Source organism: Acetobacter musti (genome assembly GCF_011516835.1).
Classification (GTDB): Bacteria; Pseudomonadota; Alphaproteobacteria; order Acetobacterales; family Acetobacteraceae; genus Acetobacter; species Acetobacter musti.
In genome coordinates, this window is record NZ_WOTB01000003.1 from 12552 (window position 1) to 37609 (window position 25058).

General features: G+C 59.1%; 23 protein-coding genes. 11 read left to right on the forward strand and 12 right to left on the reverse strand.

The window, feature by feature from the left end; genetic code table 11:
* Positions 1-232: 232 nt before the first annotated feature.
* On the forward strand, positions 233-1012 hold the full coding sequence (locus GOB93_RS02880) for an SDR family oxidoreductase (RefSeq protein ID WP_173582033.1): 780 nt from the start codon (positions 233-235) through the stop codon (positions 1010-1012).
* Between the two features lie 3 nt (positions 1013-1015).
* Here the strand turns inward: GOB93_RS02880 and mazG are convergent, their stop codons facing one another.
* Positions 1016-1810 (reverse strand): nucleoside triphosphate pyrophosphohydrolase, encoded by a 795-nt coding sequence (gene mazG / locus GOB93_RS02885; protein WP_408742346.1) that lies wholly within the window; start codon positions 1808-1810, stop codon positions 1016-1018.
* Positions 1811-1976: 166 nt separating this feature from the next.
* Positions 1977-2444 carry an NUDIX hydrolase gene (locus GOB93_RS02890; RefSeq protein ID WP_173582035.1) on the reverse strand — a complete coding sequence of 156 codons (468 nt, stop codon included), beginning with the start codon at positions 2442-2444 and terminating at the stop codon, positions 1977-1979.
* 83 nt (positions 2445-2527) lie between these two features.
* Between GOB93_RS02890 and GOB93_RS02895 the strand changes: the two genes are divergently transcribed.
* Positions 2528-4231 (forward strand): SulP family inorganic anion transporter, encoded by a 1704-nt coding sequence (locus tag GOB93_RS02895; RefSeq protein WP_338422281.1) that lies wholly within the window; start codon positions 2528-2530, stop codon positions 4229-4231.
* 34 nt (positions 4232-4265) lie between these two features.
* Complete coding sequence (locus GOB93_RS02900) at positions 4266-5750, forward strand: carboxypeptidase M32 (RefSeq protein ID WP_194299957.1); 1485 nt, start codon at positions 4266-4268, stop codon at positions 5748-5750.
* Positions 5751-5778: 28 nt separating this feature from the next.
* Here the strand turns inward: GOB93_RS02900 and GOB93_RS02905 are convergent, their stop codons facing one another.
* The 3 genes from GOB93_RS02905 to GOB93_RS02915 are packed head-to-tail and all read right to left on the reverse strand — an operon-like array spanning position 5779 to position 8970.
* Positions 5779-6351 (reverse strand): phosphatase PAP2 family protein, encoded by a 573-nt coding sequence (locus GOB93_RS02905; RefSeq protein ID WP_173582036.1) that lies wholly within the window; start codon positions 6349-6351, stop codon positions 5779-5781.
* On the reverse strand, positions 6348-7763 hold the full coding sequence (locus GOB93_RS02910; RefSeq protein WP_173582037.1) for a hypothetical protein: 1416 nt from the start codon (positions 7761-7763) through the stop codon (positions 6348-6350). The genes GOB93_RS02905 and GOB93_RS02910 overlap by 4 nt, the downstream gene beginning before the upstream one ends.
* 37 nt (positions 7764-7800) lie before the next feature.
* The gene (locus GOB93_RS02915; protein WP_173582038.1) at positions 7801-8970 is read right to left on the reverse strand and encodes a glycosyltransferase; all 1170 of its coding nucleotides are present in this window, start codon (positions 8968-8970) and stop codon (positions 7801-7803) included.
* A gap of 225 nt (positions 8971-9195) precedes the next feature.
* Here GOB93_RS02915 and GOB93_RS02920 point away from each other — a divergent pair, with 225 nt between their 5' ends.
* Entirely contained in the window at positions 9196-9387 is a 192-nt protein-coding gene (locus GOB93_RS02920) for a hypothetical protein (RefSeq protein WP_173582039.1), read from the forward strand.
* 219 nt (positions 9388-9606) lie between these two features.
* On the opposite strand, the gene GOB93_RS02925 is transcribed toward GOB93_RS02920, so the two are convergent.
* Together GOB93_RS02925 and GOB93_RS02930 are read right to left on the reverse strand one after the other, a co-directional pair.
* Positions 9607-10194, reverse strand: coding sequence for a polysaccharide biosynthesis/export family protein (locus tag GOB93_RS02925; RefSeq protein WP_173582040.1), 588 nt, complete (start codon positions 10192-10194; stop codon positions 9607-9609).
* A gap of 143 nt (positions 10195-10337) precedes the next feature.
* Positions 10338-11666 carry an outer membrane beta-barrel protein gene (locus GOB93_RS02930; protein ID WP_242010499.1) on the reverse strand — a complete coding sequence of 443 codons (1329 nt, stop codon included), beginning with the start codon at positions 11664-11666 and terminating at the stop codon, positions 10338-10340.
* Positions 11667-12225: 559 nt separating this feature from the next.
* Here GOB93_RS02930 and GOB93_RS02935 point away from each other — a divergent pair.
* The 4 genes from GOB93_RS02935 (at position 12226) to GOB93_RS02950 (ending at position 16595) form a co-directional block, all read left to right on the forward strand.
* Positions 12226-12825: a sugar transferase gene (locus GOB93_RS02935; RefSeq protein ID WP_242010500.1), complete on the forward strand. Its 600-nt coding sequence runs from the start codon at positions 12226-12228 to the stop codon at positions 12823-12825.
* 85 nt (positions 12826-12910) lie between these two features.
* Entirely contained in the window at positions 12911-15121 is a 2211-nt protein-coding gene (locus GOB93_RS02940; RefSeq protein WP_173582042.1) for a GumC family protein, read from the forward strand.
* Positions 15121-16200, forward strand: a complete 1080-nt coding sequence (locus tag GOB93_RS02945; RefSeq protein WP_173582043.1) for a glycosyltransferase family 4 protein — start codon at positions 15121-15123, stop codon at positions 16198-16200. The genes GOB93_RS02940 and GOB93_RS02945 overlap by 1 nt, the downstream gene beginning before the upstream one ends.
* Positions 16200-16595: a hypothetical protein gene (locus GOB93_RS02950; RefSeq protein ID WP_173582044.1), complete on the forward strand. Its 396-nt coding sequence runs from the start codon at positions 16200-16202 to the stop codon at positions 16593-16595. The genes GOB93_RS02945 and GOB93_RS02950 overlap by 1 nt, the downstream gene beginning before the upstream one ends.
* A 29-nt stretch (positions 16596-16624) precedes the next feature.
* Here GOB93_RS02950 and GOB93_RS02955 read toward each other — a convergent pair whose 3' ends face one another.
* Entirely contained in the window at positions 16625-17581 is a 957-nt protein-coding gene (locus tag GOB93_RS02955; protein WP_173582045.1) for an aldo/keto reductase, read from the reverse strand.
* Positions 17582-17737: 156 nt separating this feature from the next.
* Between GOB93_RS02955 and GOB93_RS02960 the strand changes: the two genes are divergently transcribed.
* The gene (locus tag GOB93_RS02960) at positions 17738-18391 is read left to right on the forward strand and encodes a CatB-related O-acetyltransferase (protein WP_173582046.1); all 654 of its coding nucleotides are present in this window, start codon (positions 17738-17740) and stop codon (positions 18389-18391) included.
* Positions 18392-18507: 116 nt separating this feature from the next.
* Here GOB93_RS02960 and sucD read toward each other — a convergent pair whose 3' ends face one another.
* Positions 18508-19383 carry a succinate--CoA ligase subunit alpha gene (gene sucD, locus GOB93_RS02965; RefSeq protein ID WP_173582047.1) on the reverse strand — a complete coding sequence of 292 codons (876 nt, stop codon included), beginning with the start codon at positions 19381-19383 and terminating at the stop codon, positions 18508-18510.
* Positions 19383-20582, reverse strand: coding sequence for an ADP-forming succinate--CoA ligase subunit beta (gene sucC / locus GOB93_RS02970; protein ID WP_173582048.1), 1200 nt, complete (start codon positions 20580-20582; stop codon positions 19383-19385). Before sucC ends, sucD begins: the two co-directional genes overlap by 1 nt.
* Positions 20583-20948: 366 nt before the next feature.
* On the opposite strand from sucC, the gene GOB93_RS02975 reads away from it, so the two are divergent.
* Positions 20949-21737 (forward strand): inositol monophosphatase family protein, encoded by a 789-nt coding sequence (locus GOB93_RS02975; protein ID WP_173582049.1) that lies wholly within the window; start codon positions 20949-20951, stop codon positions 21735-21737.
* A gap of 184 nt (positions 21738-21921) precedes the next feature.
* Positions 21922-22614, forward strand: coding sequence for a YfdX family protein (locus GOB93_RS02980; protein WP_173582050.1), 693 nt, complete (start codon positions 21922-21924; stop codon positions 22612-22614).
* A 257-nt stretch (positions 22615-22871) separates the two neighbouring features.
* On the opposite strand, the gene GOB93_RS02985 is transcribed toward GOB93_RS02980, so the two are convergent.
* Both GOB93_RS02985 and GOB93_RS02990 read right to left on the reverse strand, forming a co-directional pair.
* Positions 22872-23657: a 3-hydroxybutyrate dehydrogenase gene (locus GOB93_RS02985; protein WP_173582051.1), complete on the reverse strand. Its 786-nt coding sequence runs from the start codon at positions 23655-23657 to the stop codon at positions 22872-22874.
* 11 nt (positions 23658-23668) lie between these two features.
* Positions 23669-25039, reverse strand: coding sequence for a TIGR00366 family protein (locus GOB93_RS02990; RefSeq protein WP_173582052.1), 1371 nt, complete (start codon positions 25037-25039; stop codon positions 23669-23671).
* Positions 25040-25058 lie beyond the last annotated feature (19 nt).

Here is a 25058-nt window from a genome sequence, read left to right on the forward strand (position 1 = left end):
GAGCGTGGGCCGGGATGTGGGTCAGGTGTGTCCGGGATATTCCGGACCGGAATGCCCCGGATTGGGATGCCGGTAAACGGTCACAGATTGTGGGAACCGGTCTGTTTTTCATTCCGGTAATTTACGTAATTCTTGCGCCGGGCATCGTGCGGGTCAACTCTTTTGGCGGACGTCAGTAACCAGACGGTGATAACGGGCGTTAATGCCGGATATCAACACGGGAGATTGCTCCATGGATCTTGGAATTGCCGGTCGCAGGGCCATTGTCTGCGCCGCTTCGAAAGGGCTGGGCTATGCTGTCGCGGAGCATCTCGCGGCGGCCGGGGTGCATCTGACCATCAATGCCCGCAACGAGGCGACGCTTCAGGATGCGGCTGATCGTCTTGCGATCTGTTATGGCGTCGATATTAATTTTGTTGCCGCGGACATCACCACCCGGGAGGGGCGCCGGGCGGTCATGGAGGTTGAACCGGCTCCGGACATTCTGATCAACAATGCGGGCGGCCCCCCTCCGGGCAATTGGGCGGACTGGGATGAGGGTGACTGGCTCGCGGCGATCAACGCGAACATGCTGACGCCGATCATGATGATGAAGAGTCTTCTGCCGGGAATGATCGGGCGGAAATGGGGACGTGTCGTCAACATCACTTCGGCGGCCGTGAAGAGTCCGATTCCGGATCTTGGCCTGTCCAATGCCGCGCGGTGCGGGCTGACCGGTTTCGTTGCCGGGACAGCGCGGCAGGTGGCGCGGCATGGTGTCATCATCAACAATCTGCTGCCTGGTCCGCATGAGACGGACCGGCTGCGCGGCCGGATGAAAAGGGAGGCCACGCAACGCGATATTACGGTCGCTCAGGCGGCCGAGGCTGTCGCGAAGAGCATTCCGGCGGGGCATGTCGGGCGTCCGTCGGATTTCGGGGCGACGGCGGCGTTTCTCTGCAGCGAACATGCCGGTTTCATGGTGGCGCAGAACGTGCTGCTGGATGGCGGTGCGTTCAATTCCACGATGTAATCGTCAGAGGATTTTTGTTTTTGCTTCTGTCTCGCGCTGTTTGACCTCGCGCCAGACGGCGTCCAGGTCGTCTACGGACTGGCCGGCGGGAGTGAGGCCACGTGAGGCGAGGATGGCTTCCAGGGCCTGAAAGCGGCGCGTGAACTTGTCGCTGGCCTGTCTCAGGCAGGCTTCCGGGTCGAGGTCGAGACGACGGGCGAGCGTCGCGACGGAGAAGAGGAGATCGCCCATCTCGTCCTGGAGGGCGGTGCGGTCTCCGGACTCGATTTCGGCTTCGACTTCGGCCAGTTCCTCGTGGACCTTGGCGACGACGCCGGAGACGTCCGGCCAGTCGAAGCCGACACGGGCGGCGCGGGCGGCGATTTTCCGGGCACGCAGCAGGGCGGGCAGTGCGCGCGGGATGCCGGCGAGCGTGCCGTGTTCGGCGCGGGCGATCCGCTCCTGTTCCTTGCCGGCCTCCCATTGAGCGAAGACGGCGCTGCTGTCACCGGTGGTCGCAGGGGTTGTCTCGCCAGAGGTATGGGAGCCGAAAACATGGGGGTGGCGGCGGATCATCTTATCGGTGATCAGGCGGGCGACGGTTGCGAAGGCGAAGCGACCTTCCTCTTCGGCCATGCGTGCCTGATAGACAACCTGGAGCAGGAGATCGCCGAGTTCGTCCGCGACGTCGTCCCAGGCGCCACGGTCGATGGCGTCGGCGACCTCATAGGCTTCCTCGATCGCGTAGGGGGCGATGGTCTGCGGAGTCTGGTCGATATCCCATGGATAGCCTGTCGCGGGGTCGCGCAGCCGTGCCATGACGCCGATCAGCCGTTCCAGTTCCCGCGCTGCATCGGCGGCGGTATCCGTTGCAGTGTCCGGGATGGCGGCTGTGATTGCATCCGGACGGGAGCGGTCGTTTTTTGTGGCCGGGAACGGCGTTTCGCGGGTCATCGGGCGGTCTCCGGGCGGGATGGGGCTGGGGTCATGACGGGTTCTGCAGGCGGGTCAGGACGTCGCCGCAGTCTGTTTCGGCCATTGGCCCTTCATCGCTGAGCGCGGCGCACAGAGGCAGGACGTAATCCCGTGTCAGTGGCGCCAGGATGATGTCGCCGGGCGCGGACGGGTCAACCCAGACCATCTCCTCGATTTCAGCCTGAATTTTCGGGCTGACGGAGCGGGTGACGGCGAAGAGATCGGCCTGGACCCCGAAGCCTGGTTCGTTTGCGGCCGGGGCGGAAAACTGCCCGAGCGTGACGAGGTCTTTGGGGTGCAGATGCAGGGCGAGTTCTTCCTCGAGTTCGCGCAGGACGGCCTGCAGCGCGGTCTCTCCGGCGTCGATTTTACCGCCGGGCTGCATAAAAGCCTGGGTGCCGCGTTTGCGGACCAGCAGCGCCCGTCCGTCGGAATCGCGGATTAAGCCTGTTGCAATGCGGATAATACGTTCAGCCATGAGCCTGTCATTCGGAAAACCGGTCTGTTCCGCTACACTGCGGAGAGACGCCTCAGGCGAAACGTAAAACGAGGTCTGCCCGCGTGACTACCCCTTCGCCGCTGCAAGGCAGGTCGGTTGCTTCTGTCTGCCGGGATGTGCTGGCGGGGATTACGCTGGCGTCCGTCAATATTCCGCAGGTTCTGGGATATACGCGCATCGCGGCCATGCCGGCTGTGACGGGACTTTATACCGCATTGCTTCCGCCTGTTGCTTTTGCGTGTCTCGGATCGTCCCGGCATCTTGTGGTTGCGGCGGATTCTGCGACGGCGGCCATTCTGTCCAGCGCGCTGGCGCCGCTTGCCGCTCCGGGGTCGCCGGAATACGTGGCGATGGTCAGTGTCGTGGCCATACTCTGCGCGGCCTTTCTGGCGATCGGACGGCTGTTCCGGCTTGGTTTCCTTGCGGATTTCATGTCCAGGACGGTTCTGGCCGGATTTCTCGCCGGGGTTGGAATTCAGGTCTCGATCACCATGCTGCCGGAGATGCTCGGGATTATGACGGACGATCATAATCCTGTTCTGATACTCTTTGATATTGCAAAACGATTTTCAGATATCCATGGACTGACCGCCGGCATTTCCGCGGGCATGGTTCTTCTGCTGGTCGCGGGGCGTCGTTTTCTGCCGCGTCTGCCGGTCCCGATGCTGGCTGTTATCGGTTCGGTCATTGCCAGCAGGACGCTGTATCTGGGTACGCAGGGGGTGGCGACGATCGGGCCGGTTGCGGGAGGTCTGCCGGATTTTCATATTCCGCTGATCGGCTGGAACCGGACGCTTGCCCTGCTTCCGGTGGCGGCGTCCTGCGTGTTTGTGATCATTGCCCAGAGCATTGCGACGTCGCGCAGTTTTGCCGGAATGTTTCATGAAAAGATCGACGCCAATGCTGATATTCTCGGACTGAGCGCGGCCAATCTGGCGGCGGCGGTCAGCGGTGCATTCACGGTCAATGGCAGTCCGACCCAGACGGCGATGGCGGTGCGTTCGGGTGCCCGGAGCCAGCTTGCGCAGGTGACGTTCGCGGTGGTGGCGCTGGGCGTTCTTCTGTTTCTGACCGGTCCGCTGGAATATCTGCCGCGCTGTGTGCTTGCCGCGATCGTCTTTCTGGTAGCGATCGACATGATCGATGTGCGCACAGTGCGGGCTATCCGCACGGAAAGTCCGGGGGAGTTCCGTCTGGCGCTCGTGACGGCGGCGGCGGTTGTCGGGATCGGAGTTCAGCAGGGAATTTTTCTGGCCATTGCGCTGTCGCTGTTCCGGCATGTGCGTCACAGCTATGAGCCCCATACCATGCTTCTGCATGAGGACCCGGGAATGCATGCGATTGAGGCCGGTCCGGTGGTTCCTGGCCAGGAGACGGCGCCGGGACTGGTGGCTTACCGGTTCAGCGCCGATCTGTTTTACGCGAACAGCGCGCGGTTTTCGGACGATATCATGACGCTTGTCGATCATGCGCCCGATCCGGTCCGCTGCATCGTGATTGATGCGAGCGCCATGACGGATATCGACTATTCCGCCGCCGCTGTGGTGCGGGACCTTCTGCACGGGCTGGAAGAGCGTGGACTCTCGGTGTATTTCGGCCGGGTCAGTTCCTATCTTCTCGCCGACATGAAGCGGCATCGGATTACGACCGTGGTGCCGCCGGGCAATATTTATCCGACGCTTCACAGAGCGCTCGATGCGGCGCGGGCGGAGATTGCCAGGGGTGGGAATCAGGACTCCCGCCCTGCCCCGCCGTCGAAGAGCTGATTTTACCTTAATCGTTCACAGGATGATGTGCATCATGACCGCTTTTGACTCGCTTGAACGTCTCTTCAGCCGTCTCTCCGCTCTTGATGATGCACTTGGCATTCTGTCCTGGGATCGTGATGTGATGATGCCCGGCGGAGCGGCGGAGCGGCGTGGCAGCGGAGTGGCGACGCTGGAGGGGCTGCGGCATGAGCTGCTGGTCAGCCCGATGACGAATGAGTGGCTCGCGAAGGCGGATGCGGGCGGCGATCCGTGGCGTGAGGCTGATCTGAAGGAGATGCGGCGGCTCCATGCGCGGGCTGTTGCTGTTCCGGGGCCGCTTGTCGAGGCGCTGTCGAAGGCGTGTTCCCGCAGCGAGATGGCATGGCGCCGGGCGCGAGATGCTGATGATTTCGCGGCGCTGCTGCCTGATCTGCAGGTTGTGCTGGATCTGACGCGGGAGAGTGCGCAGGCGATTGGTGAGGCGCTGGGCCTGTCTCCGTATGACGCGCTTCTGGACGGATTTGATCCGGGCATGAGGCAGGCGGCGATTGCGCCGGTTTTCGCCACTCTGGCGCATGATCTGCCGCCGCTTCTGGGGCAGATTCTGGAGCGTCAGGCCTCCGCTCCCGAGGTGGGGATGGTCGGCAGAGCCCCCTTCCCTGTTGCGCGACAGGAAGCGCTCGGTCGCTGGATGATGGAGCGCGTGGGCTTTGATATGACGCGGGGCCGGCTCGATGTCAGTGCGCATCCGTTCTGTGGCGGTGCGACGAGCGATGTGCGGATAACCACGCGCTATGACGAGAGTGATTTTCTGCCGGCGTTTCTTGCGGTGCTGCATGAGACGGGGCATGCGCTTTATGAGCAGGGTCTGCCGGCGGCGTGGCAGAGCCAGCCGGTCGGACGTGCGCGCGGGATGACGTTGCATGAGAGTCAGTCGTTGCTGATTGAAATGCAGGTGACGCGTTCGCGGGCTTTTGTGGATTTCGCGGCACCGGTCATGGCGCGGTTTTTTGATGATGGCGGCGACTGGAGCCCGGAGACGCTTTATCGCCATATGACCCGTGTCGCGCCGGGATTCATCCGTGTCGATGCGGATGAAGTGACGTATCCGGCGCATATCATCACGCGTTACGAGCTTGAAACCGCGATGATCGGGGGAAATCTTGCTCTGCGGGATCTGCCTGAGGCGTTTAACGCCCGGATAAAGGATCTGCTTGGTCTGGATGTGCCGGACGACCGGCGGGGCTGTCTTCAGGACATTCACTGGCCGCTTGGCCTGTGGGGATATTTTCCCTGTTACGCGCTTGGCGCGCTGACTGCGGCGCAGCTTTTCGAGGCGGCGCAAAAGGATAATTCCGGTCTGATGGACGCGATCCGGCGGGGTGATTTCTCGCCGCTCACGGGATGGCTTCACCGCACTGTGCATGAACGGGCGAGCAGCGCGTCCACGATAGAGATTGTGGAAGACGCGACGGGACGTCCGCCCGGGGCGGAGAGCTATCTTGCGCATGTCCGGAAGCGTTATCTGGAGGACTGATTCCCGGAGGATTGACCGGGGACTTTCGTCATTTACGGCAGAAAAACGGGCCGAATACATGACGCGCGGCAGTCTGAATCCAGGCTTCCGCGCCCAGCCGGTATCCATGCAGACCGAAGGCGACAGCGCAGATCAGAGCCAGGGTGACCGGCACGTTCATGCGTGGTCCGGCCATGTCTTTACCGTTCAGAGCAAATCGGAGAAGGCAGACGACAGCGAGACCGACGACGCTGCCGGTAATGACTTCGCAGGTGGTATGCACTCCAAGCGCCACGCGCGACCAGGCGAAAGCGACGGCGAGCAGAATGGTTCCGGCGGCGAATACCCATGTGCGCCGGCACAAAAGCGCCAGCAATCCGCCATAGACCATCGTGCCGCCCATGGAGTGGCCGCTGGGGCTGTAGAGAACGCGGTGGGAAGGGATGCCACATCTCTCGAACCAGAGTTTGAGGATGACGATCAGCGTAGAGCCGGCGAGCATAGCCAGGCCCCAGGATGTTGCGTCGCGTCTGCGGCCGGACAGGGTGAGCGAGAGAAAAACCAGGATTTCGACGGGAATCAGGATGCTCTGATCGGCAAAGTCACTGAACGTTCCGATCATACGGCAGTGATGGCTCCGTTCGGAACTGTCTGTTCCGCCTGGCTGGCCGCGACGCGGATCCTTGTGATGGCTGCTATCACGACGGCGATCATCACGTAGAAATCGGGCATGCCGATTGTGGGGGCTGAGACGATGGCTGAGATCAGACGACCGAGAAGGGCTGCCAGCATTCCTTCTGTCACGAGACTTTCGGCGCATCCGGGTGCGATTTTCAGAGCCTGGCCGGCGGCGCTGACGAGGCGCCAGTCGAACACCAGCAGGCCGATCACGCCGATTGCGCCGACGGTTGCCAGCAGGCCGGGAACGAGGCTTGACGATCTGTTGCTGCCCCATCCGACGCCGAGGCCGTATGTATCTGTGAACTCTTCGATTGAATCCGCATCGGCCTGGCTGCGTTCTTTATAGGAGGCGCTGTCCTTTTTCTCCGCTGTGCCTGAGATCACGTCCTGCGCGCCGCTCACGGCTTTCGGCACGAATGTTACCACGAGGAGGCCGCCGATCCCGAGCAGAACAGCAGCGATCATGGCGAGTTGTCCGACGCGGCCCAGCAGCCTGGCGGCCCCGGTCGCGACGAGCATGACGGGCAGTAGCAGAGCGCCGATCGCGACTGTGGCGAATCCGGTCGTCGACGTCGTGAGACAGAGGCACAGCGCGGACGCGGCGATAAGCGGCCTGACCCATCGGACACGGTAGCCTTTGAGCGTTATCCAGACGGTGGAAAAAAGGACACCGGCAAGATAGGTCGCGCAGGCCGCGGGTTCGGTAAAGCTTGCGTTGATCCTGGGGACAGGTCCTGTCATCTGGGTATCGAGTACGGCCCAGCTGGTATTGGAATACAGAAACGTTTTTGGAAATGGGACGCCGCCGACGCGTGCAGCGAATTGCCAGACACAGATGACGACGACCATCCATCCGGCAACGAGAAAGGCGTAATACAAACGGATAATACTGACCTGCCATCGTGTCAGATATTGCGCACTGCAGACCATCAGCATCACGTTCAGAAGAAGATAGACATCCTGGGTAATGTTACCGAAGCTTGGGGCGAGCAGACTTCGCGCACCGGATGCATCATTTTTCTGGGGCCAGACCAGAACCTGATTCTGAAATAACCTGGGCATCACGAATGAGCCAAAAATGGCCCAGGCGGCGCAAAAGATCATAGGCGCACACAGTCTCATAACGCCGGACTGTCCTGGATAGCGTGCGCCAAGCAGTTTTTGCAGAAGGAAGTAAGAGAGGAATGCCAGACCGGGCGCGAGCGATGGCTGGACGGCCAGTCCGCCGAGAATGAGAGCGGCGGCGGCAGGGAAGATGCCGGCAACAAGAAGAATTTCCAGAAGCCGGTCAGGTTTCATCCAGAAAAGCAGGCAGAGTGGAAACAGGATTACTCCCATAAGCGGAAGCGACATCAGATTTCTCTTTCCGGCGACTTTGCGCTCATGCTGGTCAGATCGCTTCCGCATTGTTTTCGTCGAGCAGGCGATCGACGAGTTCTTCGATATGACCCTGAAATGCCTCCCTTGAAAACCGCAGGGCGTTGTTGCGGCAATTCTCTGCCGTAACCTGATCACGGATCGTCTCGAACCGGCTGACGGCGTCGATGATGGACGCTGCGGTCTGCTGTCCGAATAATACGCCGGAAACGCCTTCCGGACATCCTTCTTCACGCACGATATCCTTCGCGCCGCCTCGGCCAAAAGCGATGACGGGCGTGCCGCAGGCCTGCGCCTCGACCAGCGTGATGCCGAAATCCTCCTCGGCGGCGAAGACAAAGGCACGGGCCTGTTGCATCATGGTCAGCAGTTCGGCATCCGGGACCTTACCGCGCAGGATGATGTTAGGCGCGTCGGCTGCGATCGCGGCGATCCTGTCGTGTTCGGGGCCATCTCCGGCAATGATGAGTTTCCGTCCAGGCATCTGACGGAATGCTTCCGCCACCAGATCGACCCGTTTGTAAGGAACCTGACGCGCGGCGACGAGATAAGCGTGTCTGTCAGGCGAATCCTGTGCCGGCAGAAAACGGTGAACATCCACGGGAGGGTGGATTACCGTCGCGTGACGGCGATATACTTTACGGATGCGGCGCGCGATATAGGCTGAATTGGCGACGAACGCATCCACACCAGCGGCTGACCGCACGTCCCAGTTGCGTATCCGGTGCAGCATCCAGCGGACAAAAAAACCTTTCAGACCATGTTCGAGACCGCTCTGCCGCAGATAGGATGTCTGCATGTCCCACGCATAACGCATGGGAGAATGAACGTAACTGATATGAAGCTGATCTGGCCCGGTAATGATCCCTTTCGCCACAGCGTGATGGCTGGAAAACACGAGATCGAATCCGGCGAGATCGAGTTGCTCTACCGCAACGGGCATCAGGTTGAGATAGTTACGGAAATGCTTTCGTGCGAAGGGGAGTTTCTGAATGAATGTTGTCGTGACTTTTCGTCCGCCGAGGAAAGCCCGTTCAGATTCCGGCAGAAAATCGACCACGGCAAACACTTCGGCGTGAGGAAATATCCTGAGCAGTTCTCCGACCACCCGTTCCGATCCGGCGTAATGTTCCAGCCATTCATGTACAACCGCCACTTTCAGTCCTGAGACGGATACTGTCACACCTGCTTCTCCCAACTCATCTGTCTTCTCTGGCCCGCATCCGGGCCGTCGTCATGTTTCGCAAACATCTGAAGCACGATGCAACATAACTGCTCTCTAGGATCGGTCACTCCCGGACTGATCCTGTCATCGACAGCTTTTCTTCACCAGCCGACGCAACGTTAGCACGACGTTAACACTTATGAACGATTCTGCCGGAACACCGTTATAGAAGTCTGAAAAATCATGAGCACTTCATCCTCGACAGGCATGTTACAGACAATGAATACGGAAGCGGATGCACTGCCTCCGGAGACAGGCGACCCCGCCCGGGCGGCACGTGGGGTTCTGATAGCAGTGGCCCTGGGCGTGGCGGCCTGGTATCCGATTATTTCAGGTGTTGCTGTGACGCTGCGCCATATTCGCCGGGGTTTCTGACCGTCGGGTATAACGGCTTCCTTAGACCTTCCGGCGGAATGACATTTCCGGGGAATGGCTGTACACGCTGTCTGGTCGGGTCCTCATTCTTCCTGCTGGATGTGGTGGCATTTATGCCTTTGGACCGGGTTGTTGCTGTAATCAGGGGTGCCGAACGGAGTATTCTCGGTCCGCCGCTACGGCACTAAAACAAAGGCCCTCAGAGTTTGGTAACTCTCTTTAAAAATGGCGCTCGTAAATCTTCAGGACGTCACCAGGTTTGACGTAATCCTGTGGTTTCAGTTTACCGACAACAGTATGGTCGCCCTCCTGACGTACGACATATGCGCGACTTTCAAGCGAGCGGTAGGTAAAGCCTCCGGCAGCGGCAACCGCGGTCAGCATCGTCATACCAGGCTGATAGGGATACTGGCCGGGTCGTGCGACTTCGCCCAGAACCGCGATCATGCGATATGCCGTTATCTCGACGGAAACTTTCGGATCGCGCAGCATACGTGACTTTTCGAGTGCTCCACGCACCTCATCAGCAAACTGCCCTGTTGTCAGCCCTGCGGCCTGCAGGCCGTCGGTCAGCGGAAAGGCGACCTTGCCATTACTGTCGATCCGGAAATCAGAACTAAGCTGATCCTGACCATAGGTTATGACGCGGATCTGGTCGTCGACACCGAGCGTGTACTGACCCGGATCATAGTGAGGCACTGGTCGCAGCCCGGAACCATCTGCACAGGCTGCGAGAGACAGCGCGATGCAGCCCATCGGCACGACCGATCGCCTGATCCGGCGAAAACTGAAACCCGACGCCGCCATATTTGAAATCCTATCTCTCAGCGTTGACAACGAAACTTTCAAAAAACTCTTACCCACTCGCATGAAAATCGGTTCAGAACAAAAAAGCAGCGCTTCGGGTTTTGAGCCTGTTTTTCCTGCGTGGCATTTTCGCAACGGAAGCTTCAGAGCGCGAAATGAACGCCTCCCATAATGTAATGAACCGGGAACATCGGACCCAGATATGCGCTCTGACTGGAATAATCGTAGGATAAGGTCAGAGAAATGTGACGATTGAGATATATTGTACCATTAATACCGAATCCGTACATATTCTGGTCATGTGCCGGCTGATAAATCGGCGTCCCGACAAGGGCTGACGATGTAGCGGGATAAGCGGCGCTGCTGACCTCTCCATGGACCCCGAAGACAATATTACGGGAAAAGGCATGCGTCACCGTGACCCGGGCCTGAGTGTTCGTGTAACCCACGACTGATTCGAACGCAGAATCCTCAATGCCATGCGTAACGCTTATAACGGCCGATGTAAGTCGGGTCGGAGCCCAGCGCAGCGATGCTTCCGCGATTGGCGAAGTGATGCGCCCGTAAAGCTGCGCAGAATAGTTTCTTAGCTGATAGCCGACAACGGCACGGAACGTAATGGGACTGGCCTCATTGGAATCGAAGCCTCCCAGGACAGAAAACCCGTTAGAATTTCTGGCAGGATAACCCGGATTAGATTGCTCATACTGAATTTCAGTTCCCCGCGCGATAAACAGCAGATGGCTGTTTTTCAGAAGTTCGTAACGGGCAGTAAATCCTTCATTGACAATAACTCTGTTACGATAGCCCTGGCTCTGGGGGGGGGAAGCGCTGTCTGTGACAGGAGGATTTCCGAAATAATAATGCTGGACATTCAGTTCCGGGATAAAGCTTAGTCGGCCACGTGTCTGAAGCAGATAGCTGACACGACCGTCATCAAGATTATACGGAATCCGACCCACGAGAATAAGCGCGCCTGATTCGGTCGGTGTCTGAACAAGCGACAGATGCGTAAAAGCTGCCCCAAGCACGTCGCGTCCGAAATGGTGAGTTGCGCCAATACTGGCATTCCAGGTAGTCCGGTTCTGCAGGGATCGAGACGGATATCGCGTGTCATCAACGCTGATATCCGCATGTGCCTGATTGTCATGCTCGAACATTGCTACGACACCCAGATGACCCTGGGTCTCGATGGACGCACTGCTGTGTCGCACCTGGGGAAGAAGGTCGACATTGCTGGCGTATCCGATTGTCTCGGTACCGTCTGCCTGTATTGAAAGAGGACCCCATCGCGCCCCGAGGGGCTGGTAGGATTGAGTTGCACGAATCTGTGCTGGCTCCTCACTGAGTTCGCCGGCTCCGGTGCCAAGTGCAGGAAAATACTGATCCACGACCTGGCCCTGAGCGGCTACCGGAATCAGTAAAGCGGCAATGCCAAGAACCCGGTGAAGCATCGACATGTTATTGCTCATGCCTTTTACCCGGACCCCTTCCGCACCACAGGCTGAGACGATTCTCAGCACGGAGCAATGCGAACTCACTTACAGCCGGCTGTAACCCTGCGTCCATTATAAAAGTGATAAAGAAGCCAGTTTGATGACTACTTCACATCTGGCGCTATGTTGAGTCGTTAATAGCTCGTTTTCACATCTTCGTGATAGACGGCCCGGCTTTGTTTTTGGTATTGTCGCACGAGAATTTACATATGAGCCCGTGGCGAGAGATTTATCCGTAAAAATACTCTGTCGTTTTTTTTCGGAATTAAGCTGTGTTCTCGACTCATTACAGCTTCATCAGAAGCCAGAATGTTGCATCTGGAGGTTAACAATGCGTTCGTCTTTCTCCGGTGCGGCAAAAAAAGATCATAAAGATAGTGCGTTATGGTTTCGCGGCGGCAGCGCAGAAAAACAGAACAGAAACAGTTACGATACCGAACCTGGTATGACGTCAGCACCTGATTTGTCCGATAAATTTCCTCGCGATATCTCTGCTGCGGAGGCTGACCCGGCTGTTCGCAGAACGGGCAGCCAGTTGGCGAAAGTTGTTTTTGATGTGACGATTTCAACGCTTTTATTTCTCATGGCGCTGCCGGTTTTCGCGGTGATCTGGTTTCTTGTCCGGCGGGATGGTGGCCCGGGTTTTTACGGTCATCTGCGTGTCGGGCAGCATGGGAATATGTTTCATTGCCTGAAATTCCGTACCATGACCGTGAATGCTGATCAGGCTCTTGCTGACCACCTGGCCTCTGATCCCGTTGCTGCGGCTGAATGGTCAGTCTGCAGGAAACTCACGAAAGATCCACGCGTTACACCGGTCGGCCGCTTTCTGAGGCGTACGAGTCTTGATGAGCTTCCGCAGCTCATCAATGTGATGCGCGCTGAAATGAGTCTTGTAGGACCCAGACCGGTGGTTCGTGATGAACTGAAATATTACGAACAGAATGCTCATTATTATGAGGCGGTTCGTCCTGGCATTACCGGTCTGTGGCAGATAAGCGGTCGCAGTGACACAAGCTATGATGAGCGGGTTGCTCTGGATACTCAATACGTCCGCGAATGGAGTTTCCGGAACGATCTTGTTATTCTTGCGCGGACATTGCCTGCGGTTCTTTTGCAGAGAGGCGCCAGATAGCGGTAAGGGCTTCTCTGTCGTTTTCCTGGTGCGACGCCTGAAAATCTGATTCCGTTATAACCGTCTGTCGTATGGAAACGTTCCGATGAATGCCGTTCAGCTGCCGCCGTTCAATGGTCCTTCCCGTCATGAGACTCATGATCCGTCGACCGTTTCGCCGCTGAAGATTTTCAGTGTCGTGCGGCGGCACTGGCTGGCGGTGATGATCGTATTTCTTGTTATCGGACTGCCGGCCTGTGTCGGCATTAAGATGATACCGCCTTATTATGACTCGGTGGCGGCGCTGATAGTCGGGACCCATCAGGCTCAGTTTCGGGATCTTCAGGCGACGCAGACCTCGCTGGATGTCGATACTGTGGCGATCAACACGGAAGTCGGCATTCTGAAAAGTCCGGCGACGGCTATGTCTGTCGCAGAGCGCCTGAAGCTGGTTGATGATCCGTATTTCCGGAAGCTTACCGACTCCGTGCCCCTCAAGGCCCGCATCATGACGTGGATCCTGACCAGGTTTGGCAGTCCGCCGGATAACAAACCTCTTACTCCGGCCGAACGCCTGCAGGTTGCACGCGACATTCTGATGAAGCATGTCACCATTCTCAATGACGGCCGGTCCTACATTATTACTGTCACTGCTCGTACAGACCGGCCGGAACTGAGCCAGAGTATTGCCAATACCTATGCGGACGTTTTCTTGGACTTTAAGCGGCGGATGAAGATCGACGCGACGTGGCGGGCGAACGGTCTTCTTGATGAGCAGATTGTACCGCTCCGTGAGAGGCTCCGGAAGGCCGAGCAGGCGGCTGAGACATATCGGGAGAAAAACGGCCTGATCTCGGCGGAAATGGAACATTCGGGCAGCCCGGGCACCCAGGGCAGCAGTATTACGGTAGCCGATCAGCAGCTTGTGGAGACCAATCGTGAGTTGATTCGCGCTCAGGCGGACCTGGATGAGAAACGCGCGAGGGCCAGCCAGATGCGTGATAACGGTGGAGCTTCCAACACTGTCGAGGCGCTCTCGTCTCCGCTTGTGCAGCAGCTTCAGGGGCAGGAGACGCAGCTGAATGCCCGTATCGCTAGTCTGGCGAGCACAGCAGGGGATGCGAATCCTGAGCTGCTGGCGGCCCGTGCGGCTGCGGCCCATGTGCATCAGCAGATCGGTGTGGCGATCAGCCGGATTTCAAGCAGCAGTTCCAAGGATCTTGAGAGTGCGGAATCCCGTGTCAACGAGCTTACTCTTGAAGTGAGAAAGCTCGAGAGTCGCGTTGCCCAGGAAAATGAGGCGAATGTTACACTGAAGCAGCTTGAGAGCGAGGCGAATGCGGCGCGGGCAGTCTATCAGGACTATCTGGGCCGTTTCGCGCAGACTTCCACGGAAGCGACATTACAGGAGCCCGAGGCCGAGCTCATTGCAAGAGCAGAGAAAACGCTTGGTGTGTCTGGACCGCCGCGGACACAGTATATGGCCATTGCACTGCTGTTTTCGGGAATTGTGGGAGTTGGCACGGCTCTTGTTCTGGACCGGATTAAACAGGGCATGCGTAGTCCATCCGAGATGGAATCTGTTCCTGGCCTGTTCACTCTTGGTTTTCTGCCGTCTTTTACCGGAGGTCTCGCGAACCTTTACCGGACGCCTGGTTCATCCGTGTATATCGAAATGGTGGAAGCGGTCCGGACGATTCTGTCTTTTGGGCAAAGTCGCCTGCGGGCGAAAACGATTGTTGTGACGTCTCCGGGACCGGATGAGGGTAAAACGACATTTGCGCTGTCGCTGGCCGGTAATACAGGCCGTTCGGGCAAACGGGCGCTTGTGATCGACTGCGATACGCGAGGGCCTTCAGCCATGCAACTGGTCGGGCTGGCTCCCCGGGAAAGTCGCGGAAAAAAGACACCGGCTGTCATCCGCCATGATGAACTGGCGCGGGATGTTCTGCCTGGTGTGGACGTTATGACGATTGCGGGCTGGAAATCACCGAGTGACAGGATGGTGTCCCCTTCCGTAATCCAGCTCATCCTGACAGATCTGAGTCCGCATTACGACATGATCGTGCTCGATACGCCCCCTGTCCTTGCTTTCCCGGATGCGGCTGTTCTGTCTCATGAAACGGACGGTGTCGTGATTGTTGCGAAATGGGGTGTCACGACACCGGCTTCAATGAAAGAGGCAATGCGACAGATGCAGACATATGATGCGCGTGTTCTCGGGGGTGTGCTGACCCAGGCTCCGATGCGGGGACCTGATGGCGTGGCGAGTAATCCCATTCAGATTTATCAGCATTACGGGCTGCTTGCATCCTGATGGCGGATACAGATGGTCTCGTCATAAACGGGCGGTTCGCCACGCAGACACTCAGCGGTGTGCAGCGTTTCGCGGGCGAGATGACCCGTGCTGTCGCCCGCATCTGGACGGAGCCGTCAACGCTTCCGCATCTTCTTGCGCCCCGGGGCCGGCTGGCGAACAGTGCGGGATTTGGTCTGCCGGTGGAGCAGGCCGGCCGGCTGACCGGTCAGTTATGGGAGCAGATCGAACTTCCGCGCTTTGCGGGCAGGCGTATACTGATCAGTCTCGGCAATACGGCACCGCTTTTCGCCCGCCGCCAGCTTGTCGTGCTGCATGATGCAGCCGTATTTGCACAACCGTATGGTTATTCATGGAAATTTCGTCTCTGGTACAGGTTTTTGCAGAAATCTCTGTGCCGGACGGATGCGCGGCTCGTCACGGTTTCTGAATTTTCCCGGCGGGAGCTCGCCCGTTATCTTGGCGTTTCAGTAAGCCGGATCAGCGTGATTCCGGAAGGCGGTGAGCACATCAGGCAGACGCCTCCCGATCCGTCGGTTCTGATGCAGTACGACCTGTCTCGCCGCCCTTTTGTTCTTGCTGTCGGGAATCTGGCTCCGCACAAGAATCTCCGGTCTCTCTCGGCTCTGGCGGCGACGCTGCATGAGCGCGGGATTCCGCTTGTCATCAGCGGTGGCGCGAATCCTTCTGTTTTTGGTGCCGAAGCGGTGCTTCCGCAGCCTGCGCTCTATGTTGGCCGGGTGACGGACGGTCAGTTGCATGCACTTTATCAGGCGGCGTCCTGTTTCGTCTTTCCGTCTCTTTATGAGGGCTTTGGGTTGCCGGCGGTTGAGGCCATGGCATGCGGCTGTCCTGTGGTGGCCGCAGCGATTCCGTCTTTACAGGAAGTCTGCGCCGATGCGGCGGTTTATGCCGATCCGGATGAGCCGGAAGCGATTCGGGCGCGGGTGCTGCAGGTTCTGGACGATTCGCAGTTGAGCGAACGGCTGCGCGAGAACGGTTATCGTCGTGCAGACTTCTACACATGGGACAAGGCGGCGCAGGCGCTCCTTGCCCTGACACACTCCGGATCACGCTGATGAGTCTTCCCGCGCGCTGTCTGGCAGGTCTGGCCGTTCTGTTCCTGCTGTCTCCTGTCGTGAAAGCATCCGCTCAGGACGATGATTTTCTTCCATCCGGATCTCCGGCGACCCGCGCGGGTGTGACCGCATGGTGTACCGCCGAGAATAGCGAGCGCGGGGAATTTTATCTGAGTGCGCCGAGGAGGCTGCTCAGTTCTTCCCCGATGGCCGTCGGTCTGCTCAGCGGGCATTTTGCTCAGACGGTCAATGCACGGTTTGGGATGCATCTTGCGATGAATGCACCTCACTGCCAGGTGTTCCGGACGGCTGCCGCTTCTGAATCCGCGCGGTCCGCCATTGTCACGGGAGCCTCAAAACGGTCTCTGACGATCAGGGACCCTGGAATATTCTGAGGCATCCGGACAATGGCGGGGAGCGCGTGTTACGAAGCGCCAGCCTGTTCGAGGATTTCCATATCGTTCTCTGACAGAGACAGAGTCGCGGCTTTTGCGAAGCTTTCGACCTGTGACAGTTTCGTGGCGCTCGCGATCGGGGCGGTGACGCCTTTGCGTGCGATCAGCCAGGCCAGTGCCACCTCGGCATCTCCGGCGTTATGCCGCTCGGCGACCTGATCGAGAGCCGCGAGAATTTTTGTTCCTCGGGGATTCATATAGGTCTCGACGCGGGTTTTACGTTTGCTGCTCCCGATATCCGCTTCGCTGCGATACTTTCCGGACAGGAAACCGGACGCCAGGGAATAATAGGTGACGACACCGAGATTTTCTTTGAGGCAGAAATCCCGCAGGGCGCCGTCATAGGAGGCGCGGTCACAGAGGTTATATTCCGGCTGCAGTACCTGATAGGCGGGCAGTCCGTGCTCACGTGATGTGGCGAGGGCCTCTTCCATCTGGGCGGCATCGAAATTGGAGGCTCCGATCGAACGGATCTTGCCGGCTTTCAGAAGTCTGTCATAGGCGCCGAGTGTTTCAGCCTGCGGCACATCAGGATCGAAGCGGTGGGAGAAATAAAGATCGATCTGTTCGATTCCGAGTCGACCGAGCGATTCGTCGACCGCCTGCAGGATTCGTTTTTCGGACAGCCCGTTTTTTCCGGGCTGCTGCATATCCATTCCGACCTTTGTAAAGATTTTCACGCGGTCACGCATTCCGGGACGTGCTTTCAGCCAGTTTCCGATGATGGTTTCTGACTCACCACCTTTGTTTCCCGGCGCCCATACGGAATATACGTCCGCCGTGTCGATGGCATTGAAGCCATGATCGACGAAAGCATCGAGGACGGTGAATCCGGTCTTTTCGTCGATTGTCCAGCCGAGGACGTTGCCGCCGAAGACGATGGGGGCAATGTCAAAACCGGTATTGCCGAGTGCGCGCTTTTTCATGGTCTGCTCTCCTCTGCATGGGGTCTGTCCGATGATAACGAACCGGACGGTCCTGTTGTCATGGAGCGTCTGATCAATCCGTGGTCTGATAACGCGTCTGACGCCTGTTCGTCACTTTTCTGGCTGTCACTGATCGCGGTCCACGGAGACTTATTCATGTCTGGCACAAATTCCTTTTCGCTGCTCACCCGGCACGCTCTGTCATGGATGATCGCGGACAAAGGATGGACGATCGGGGACCATACTTACGGCGCGCCGGTGATTCTGGAATCCGAGTATGCCGGGCTCGAAATCGGGAGATTCTGTTCCATCGGTCCGGATGTAACGATGATTCTTGGCAATCACCGCACGGATCTTGTCACGACATATCCGTTTAAGACGCTGTCCCATTTCTGGCCGACGGCCGCTCAGGGCGAGGATGACCATACGACCAGGGGCGATATTGTTATCGGCAATGATGTATGGATCGGGGCTCGCAGTACCATTCTCTCCGGAACCAGAATCGGGGATGGCGCTGTCATTGCGGCCGGGACTCTGGTGCGCGGAGAGGTCGCGCCTTATGCGATCGTCGGCGGCAATCCGGCCAGGACCATCCGGCATCGCTTCAGTCCGGAAATCATCTCGCGTCTTCTCGATGTTGCCTGGTGGGACTGGCCGGAGGATGTGCTGCGGGAGCGGCTGCCGAAACTGATGAGCACGGATATCGAGGCGTTTCTGGCGGTGGCCGCGGGTCAGGCGGGCTCTGGTGGTCAGGCGGAGGGTGGTCCGGCAGTGACATCATCGCCTGACCTGAAGCCAGGCGATGTGTGAAGGGAACTGCGACTTGGCTGGCGAGACGGCCTGCGATGAGACGGGCTGATGAAATGGCCTGATAAAATGTCTGGCGGGAGCCAGGCCGTGTCATGAGAACGGGGCTGCTCCGGTCTTCAGCCGCGCAGAACCTTTTGCAGGGTTGTGCCGAGTTCCGCCGGGGTTGGTGCGATGTGGATACCTGCGCCTCGCAGCACTTCGATCTTGGCCTTTGCGCTATCGTTTCCGCCGGAGACCACTGCGCCGGCGTGGCCCATGCGGCGTCCGGGAGGCGCTGTGATGCCGGCCACCAGAGCGACAACCGGCTTTTTCACCCGGCTGTTCTGCAGCAGATAAGCTGCGTCGTTTTCCGATGTTCCGCCGATTTCGCCGATCATGATCATGGACTCCGTTTCCGGATCGGCCAGGAACATTTCGATTACGTCGGTGAAGTCGAGCCCCTTGATGGGGTCGCCACCAATGCCGATGCTGGTGCTTTGTCCCATGCCGAGCGCGGTGGTCTGGGCAACGGCTTCATAGGTCAGTGTGCCTGAGCGGGACACGATGCCGACATGGCCGCGCCGGTGGATCGGGCCGGGCATGATGCCGATTTTGCAGGCGTCGGGGGTGATGACGCCAGGACAGTTCGGGCCGATGAGAAGGCTCTGTGAGCGGGCCAGTTCCGCACGGACGCGGACCATGTCCTGGACCGGGATTCCTTCGGTGATGCAGACGATCAGACGGATCTCATTCGCGATCGCCTCAAGGATGGCATCGGCAGCGCCCGGAGGTGGCACAAAGATGACTGTCGCGTCTGCTTTCAGCTCCTTCTGCGCCTGCTCGACGGTGTCGAACACGGGCAGATCTAGATGTGTCTGTCCGCCACGGCCGGGTGTTACGCCGCCGACGATTTTTGTGCCGTAGGCGAGTGACTCCCGGGAGTGGAATGTGCCCTGCGCGCCGGTGAACCCCTGGACGAGGACTCTGGTGTCGTGATCGACGAGAATGGACATCAGGCAATCCTCCGGGCACGAACGGCGGCGACGATTTTGCGGGCCGCGTCTCCGAGATCTGTGGCGACGATGACGTCCAGTCCGGAATTTCTGATCAGGGTCATCCCCTCCTCCACACGCGTTCCGGCGAGACGGACGACGAGAGGCACTTTCAGCCCGACCTCGCGACAGGATGAGATGACGGCATCCGCGATGATGTCGCAGCGCATGATGCCGCCGAAAATATTGACCAGGACGCCTTCGATCCGGGGATCGCCCAGGAGAATGCGGAAGGCGGCGCTGACCTTTTCTTTCGAGGCACCGCCGCCGACATCGAGGAAGTTGGCGGGGGATTCCCCTTCCTCGTGGATAATGTCCATGGTGGCCATGGCGAGGCCGGCGCCGTTGACCATGCAGCCGATGGTGCCGTCGAGCCCGACATACGACAGGCCGAAGCGGGCGGCTTCCTGTTCGCGCGGGTCTTCCTCGTTCGGGTCGCGGAGCTCCTGGATGTTTTTGTGCCGGAAAAGACCGTTATCGTCGAAGGCCATTTTCGCATCGAGCGCCATCAGGGACCCGTCTTTCAGGACGACGAGGGGATTTGTCTCGATCATCGAGGCGTCGAGCGTTGTGAAGGCCGTCCAGGCCGACCGCACGATTTCCGCGAACTGATGAATTTGCGGTCCGTGCAGACCGAGCCGTGTCGCGAGTTCGCGCGACTGGTGATCCGCGAGGCCGAGCAGCGGATCAATCGCGACCTTGCGGATTTTTTCCGGCATTTTCTCCGCGACGTCCTCGATGCTCATGCCGCCGGCTTCGGACGCGATAATGACGATGCAGCGTTCGGCACGGTCGATCAGCATCGAGAAATAGAGTTCCCGGTCGATCGCACAGCCGGCCTCGACGTAAAGCTTGCGCGCGACGCGGCCATGCGGGCCGGTCTGACGGGTGACGAGGATGCGGTCGAGCATTTCATAGGCGGCGGCTTTTGCTTCATCCGCCGTTCTGACGAGCCGGACACCGCTACATGCGGGTTCACCCACGAAATGTCCGGCGCCACGACCGCCGGCATGGATCTGCGCCTTGATGACGAACAGGCTGCCGCCGAGGGATTTCGCGGCGTCCCGTGCTTCGTTCGGGGACTGGACGACAATGCCGCGCGGAACGGGCATACCATAGGATCGGAGAAGTTCCTTGGCCTGGTATTCATGAATATTCATTGTTCTGTCCTGAAGCCGGTTGGAACAGATCCCGGAGACTGTCCGGGCGGCTACCCGCGGTTTCGGGCTTGCGGCCCTTCTTGCCGGCCGTTCCGAAACCTCTGCTGCATATTTTCTGTTTTTTCTTCATGCCGGCAGGTGGGATGCGCATTACGACGCTAGGTGCCCTGACTGCCTGCGACAAAACAAAATCCCGTGCTTATCTCCGGTATTCTGCTTTCCGGTGTTCTGTTCCCCGGTGTCCTGGCGGGCCACGGGGTCGACTTTTCGGACTTCAGGGGCCTATCTGGATATCTTTCGTGACCGGAATTCGCCGTTTGCCGGCGTCTTCGCAGCAGAGGCCGGCCTTTGCGCCGGGAGACTGGAATGTCAGCCGCTCTTGAACGCCGTTTTGAAGCCGCCCGCGCTGTCGTGGATGATGCCGCCCGGATGGCGCTCGCGATGCGTCCTCCTTCCGGAGGCCCTGTCGCCATTCAGAAATCCGCGCAGGACTGGCTGACGGAGACGGACGGTGCCGTTGAGGCGTTCATCTCGCAGCGGATGCAGGCTCTGTTTCCGGAGGACGGGTTTCAGGGCGAGGAAGGCGGAAGGGCGCGGGAGGGCAGTCTTCGATGGGTGGTCGATCCGATTGACGGCACGTCCAACTATGCGCGGGGGCGCAACCGGTGGTGTGTTTCCCTCGGACTGCTTGACGGAGATGAGCCGGTGGCGGGGGTGATTGCGGCCCCTGCCCTGCGCGAAACATATACGGCGCTCAGAGGGCATGGAGCGCGGCTCAACGGCGAAAAAATTCATGCGTCGAATGTGACCGATCCGCGCAGTGCGATGATCGAGATGGGATGGAGCAACCGCGTGCCGAAGCCGGTCTTCATGGAGAAGATCGGTGCCGTTCTCGATCTGGGCGCTATGCCACGCTCGGGTGGTTCAGGGGCGCTGGCTTTGACGGACGTGGCCTGCGGACGGCTGGATGGTTATATCGAGATCGTTATCAATCTCTGGGATGTCGCCGCGGCGCTTGTCATTCTGTCGGAGGCGGGAGCGCGGGTTTCGCCGTTTCTGCGGGATGGCGGCCTTGACGGACCGGGGACCATTCTGGCGGCGGCGCCGGGGATTGCCGGAGAATTATCGCAGGCTGTCGGGATTTCGCTGGCGTAAATTTTCAGGGTGCCAGAATTCGTGTCCGGTTATTTTTGTGCGCCATTGAGAAGGTGCGGCGCTGGCCGATCGGCAGAGAATGGCTGGTATACGCTGGTGAAGCGGCGCTTTTTTGTCCGATATGCAATACGATATCATAGACGAGCAACTAAATGTTACATTTGATTGTCGGGATACTGAGTTTATGAAACGTTTTTCTGCAATGCTTCTCGCCGCTGGTCTGGCCGTGGCACCGACCTTTGCCCATGCCGGTTCCATTCATACAAACTGGGAAAAATATAAGGCCGGGCGGGCACTGAAGCATCTGTCCAATGATGGCCAGCGCGCGCTTGTCGATATTCTGCAGGCCCGGGATCTGCTTTCGGCCGGAAAGACCGACCAGGCCATTCCTGCGCTTTATGACGCTACGAAGCGACTGGAAGCAGCGAAAAAGGCTGACACGAAGCTGACGGCTGCTGAGAATGCGCTGACGCCTGCACCGCAGCATCCAGCGGCGCCGTCTCATGTTCCGTCGACAACGCCGACCGAGTGGGTTCCGGTCGGTGGTGAGTGGATTGCCAGCGAGACGCTTGCGCCTGAGAAGAAAGCCGCTGTCGGAACGGCCAACGGTCAGCTGAAGACCGGCACGACGCAGCAGGCAGCCGAGACGATGCAGGTCGTTGGCGAGGATGTGGACTTCATCGTGGCTCTTGCGCCGATTGCCCAGACCGAGGGAGCGGTGAACCGCGCGACCGTTTTCACGGAAGGTCGTGATGCGAAGAGCGCTGTTGATGCACTGAACTCTGCGCTGGGCGGAATTGTGTTCGTGTCTGACGATTTCGTCGATTCAATGAGCAATAACGCTCCGGCCAAGGGTGCGACTGCGAAAAAGTCATGATTTGCGAATGCTGCGGCTGACCTGCCGCAGTGGAAGAATGAGTTTTTGCGGACCGTGGCCCTTTATCGGGGCCACGGTTTTTTTGTGTTTATCTGATCCGGTAACAATGGACAGGGCTATGCCCTCCCCTTCCGTCATGACCTGAACGAACCCGGATCAAAGGGACCGCGTTTCCTGTGGGGTTCGGGGCAAAGCTCCGAAAAGCCGCTCCGTATATATTTGCAAGGTATCCGGGCGCCTTTTTCTTCTGTGACGGTTTATCTCGCCGTGTAGCCGCCATCCATCATGTAATTCGATCCGGTGATCTGCGCGGCTTCTTCGCGGCACAGGAACAGCGCCAGCGCGGCGATCTGTTCGACGGTGACGAACTGGCCCGATGGCTGGGCGGCGAGGAGGACGTCGCTCAGGACCTGTTCGCGGGTCATTCCCCTTGTCTTCATCGTGTCGGGAATCTGGTTTTCGACCAGGGGTGTCCAGACATAGCCGGGAGAGATCGCGTTGATGGTGATGCCTGATCCGGCCGTTTCCAGCGCGGCGGTTTTTACCAGGCCGGCGAGACCGTGTTTTGCGACGACATAGGCGCTTTTGAAGGGGGAAGCGATGACGGAATGAACGGAGGCGGTTGCGATGAAGCGGCCCCATCCTTTTGCTGTCATGAGTGGCAGGGCGGCCTGCATCAGGTGAAAGGGCGAACTGAGATTGACCGCGAGAATCCGGTCCCACTGTTCAGCGGGAAATGTGCTGATCGGCGCGACATGCTGGATACCAGCATTGGCGATGACGATATCGGCGCCGCCCAGCCTGTCGGTTATTTCGTGAACCAGTGCTGTGTTGTCTTCCGGTCTGCTGACATCGGCCGGGATGAACAGGGCTTCCGTCCCTGACAGTTCCGAGAGGGCGCGGCGTTCCTTTTCGATGTCATCGGGGTTTCCGAAACCCGTGAGGATGACGGTTGCACCTTCGGCCGCGAGGGCTCTGGCGCAGGCCAGTCCGATTCCCGAGGTGGAGCCGGTGACGAGGGCCGTTCTGTCTTTGAGAAACATCGTTTTTTCCTTCAGCCCAGCAGGAAGACGGAGACGCAGCAGATCACGAGGGAGATCAGGAATGTGATGGAGGTGAAGGCCATCACGCGCTGGATGCCTATGCCGGCGATGGCGACGATGGGGACCGCCCAGAAAGGCTGGAGCATGTTTGCGACATTCTCGGCGATGGCCACGCCCATGATGACATGCGGGATCGAGGCATGCAGGCTCATGGCGGCGGGAACCACGAACGGCCCCTGCACGGCCCAGTGTCCGCCGGCGCTGGGAACGAGAAATGTGATGATAAGCGAACTGATGAAACTCCAGAACGGCAGTGTCTGCGCGGATGCGACATGCACGAAGAATTCGGAGATGACGCCGGCGAGCCCGGTCGCGGTCATGATCCCCATGATTCCGCCATAGAACGGAAACTGCAGCAGGATCGGGCCGGTTTGCGAAATGGCTTCCCGAACCGCGCTGACATAGGCGATCGGGGTTTTCTGGAGCATGAGGCCGAGGATCAGGAAGGTCAGGATGAGGCTGTCGATGTCGAAGCCGAAACCGTGCTCGTACCAGCGCAGGACCAGGGCGGCGAGAGCGAACAGGGCGATGGCGAAGGACAGAATGACGGAATGTTCGGTGGCGCTGCGCGGCGACCGGGCGATCGGAGACGGTGCGGAGGCCGGGATGTTTTCGTTATGCACATCGAGGCAGACGGATTGTTCCGGCGCGGGACAGAACAGCGGGAAGACAAGAGCGGAGGTGATGACGGTCAGGATGGTCGGCACGACGGTGAAGGCGGAGAACAGGGAGGCGCTGAGCGGGACCATCTGACCTGTCAGCTGTTCGACGATGTTCATCGGGTTGCCATGGGTTGCCTGCGACAGGGCGATCGAGCTGGACAGGCCGCTGTTGCAGATCCACCAGGCGGTGTAGCCGCAGGCGACGAGCCAGCCGTAATCCACCCGGACGTGTCGCGCGATTTCGCGGGCGACGAAAGCGCCGACGACGAGGCCGAGTCCCCAGTTGAGCCAGGTGGCGGGCACGACGAGCAGGAACATCATCAGGACTGCCTGGCCCGGCGTGCTGACGCCGGAGACGAGCCGGCTCAGGGCGCGCCTTACAGGCGCGGCGCCGGCCACGGCGTGTCCTGTCACGAGGATCAGCATCATCTGGAAGGCGAAGGCCACGATCTTAAACGCGCCGCCATACCATGCGTCGAGAATGGCTGCCGGTGAGCGATGCGGGGCCAGGACCATTGCGAGCGCGGCCGTGACAAATGTCAGCAGCAGGGCGATCACGAACGGATCGGGCATATAGCGTTCGAAGAACATGACGGAAAAATCGACGAGAGCTCTCTGGAACGAGCTCCGCGTCATCATCGCTGCGGATTTTTCTGACATTGGAGACTGATCTTTCAGG